This is a genomic window from Paenibacillus prosopidis, from assembly GCF_003337375.1.
Taxonomy (GTDB): Bacteria; Bacillota; Bacilli; order Paenibacillales; family Paenibacillaceae; genus Pristimantibacillus; species Pristimantibacillus prosopidis.
Window position 1 is genome coordinate 1 of sequence record NZ_QPJD01000078.1, and the last position, 1,335, is coordinate 1,335.

The window sequence follows — 1,335 nt, forward strand, 5'->3', positions numbered from 1 at the left end:
TAGGAGTTTTTATTACAGCCAGTGAGCGTGAGCATACCGAAGAAAATCAAAAGTGACAGTAAGTCACTTAAAAACGACAAATGAAATAAATACCTATTTGATGCGAATAACCCCCTTACTGAGAGGGGATTAAGCTATTGGGTACGATAGCAATACCATGAGGGCTGCCAGTCGAGCAGCCCTTCGTTACGCTAACAGGGCAATTAATTCAATAGTGAGTCTATCCTTTCTCCTGAAATTAGGTTATTATTGGAAGAATTATTTGTGAGGAGAGATGCAGATGTCGGACATACAGGCAATTGTATTAGACTTGGACGGAACATTGCTCGGCAGTGACAAATCCATATCACCTAGAAATTATCAGACTGTTAAAAGATGTTTTGATTCTGGAATTCATATTATTGTTGCCACGGCGCGACCGCCTAGAGCGGCTAATCAATTTGTGAAGAATTTTCCTTTTGTAGACTACTTGGTTTATTACAATGGTGCTCTAGTAACATGCAAGTCTAAGCAAACTCAGCGGCACATTAGTATCCCAAATGAGATTAGCCAACAGATTAACAAATTCATCGAGTTACATGCTCCTCAATCGTTAATTTCATACGAGGTTAATGATTCATGGTATGCGTGTAAACCAGTTCCCGACTCGCAGCGTGCTCAATTCGGTCTCCGTTCGAATGATCCGAAACCCCAGGTTATTGATAACGATTTTATTAGTTCACTCTCCCCAACCAAAATATTGGTTCAAGGTTACAGCACATGGAGGGATATAATAGAGCAATTCGGCGACCATGTGAACGTAATCGCAACCGATGGAGGGGTATTGGTTCAAATCATGCAAAAATCAGCATCAAAAGAAGAAGCCGTGCAATGGGTGCTTAATGATATCGGGGTGAAGTCAGAAAATGTAATGGTATTCGGGGATGACTTTAACGATTTAGGACTATTCCAAATGTGCGGATTTCCGATCGCAATGGAGAACGCGATAATTGAACTGAAAAATTGTGCAGCCCACGTAACCGATTCGAATGATAACGATGGTGTTGCTGTTGCAATTGAGAGATTAGTGGTAATCACATGATAATGATTCAACTAACGGGTACGATAGTGAAAAGGGATCGCCGGCTGTGCGCAGTTTAGTCGATCCCTTTTTCGTTACTGAAGTAACGGGCAGGATAGTGCAACTTAGTGAGTGTGTTTGCGTTTATTAAAGAAACGGTTTGAAAAAATAAAAGAGGTATGAGATGAAGCGAAAAATTGCTGTCTTACTTACGATTGTTACAATAGTTATAAGCATATTCTCCATTTGGTACTTCACACCCAAGCGGTACTCAG

At 40.7% G+C, this 1,335-nt stretch carries 1 protein-coding gene; it reads left to right on the forward strand.

Annotated elements, in window-relative coordinates:
* The first annotated feature begins 280 nt into the window (after positions 1-280).
* On the forward strand, positions 281-1,081 hold the full coding sequence (locus DFP97_RS30355; RefSeq protein ID WP_181873754.1) for a Cof-type HAD-IIB family hydrolase: 801 nt from the start codon (positions 281-283) through the stop codon (positions 1,079-1,081).
* Positions 1,082-1,335 lie beyond the last annotated feature (254 nt).

Coding starts and splice junctions, on each gene's coding strand:
- DFP97_RS30355 (WP_181873754.1), top strand. CDS start 281: ATGTCGGACATACAGGCAATTGTATTAGACTTGGACGGAACATTGCTC.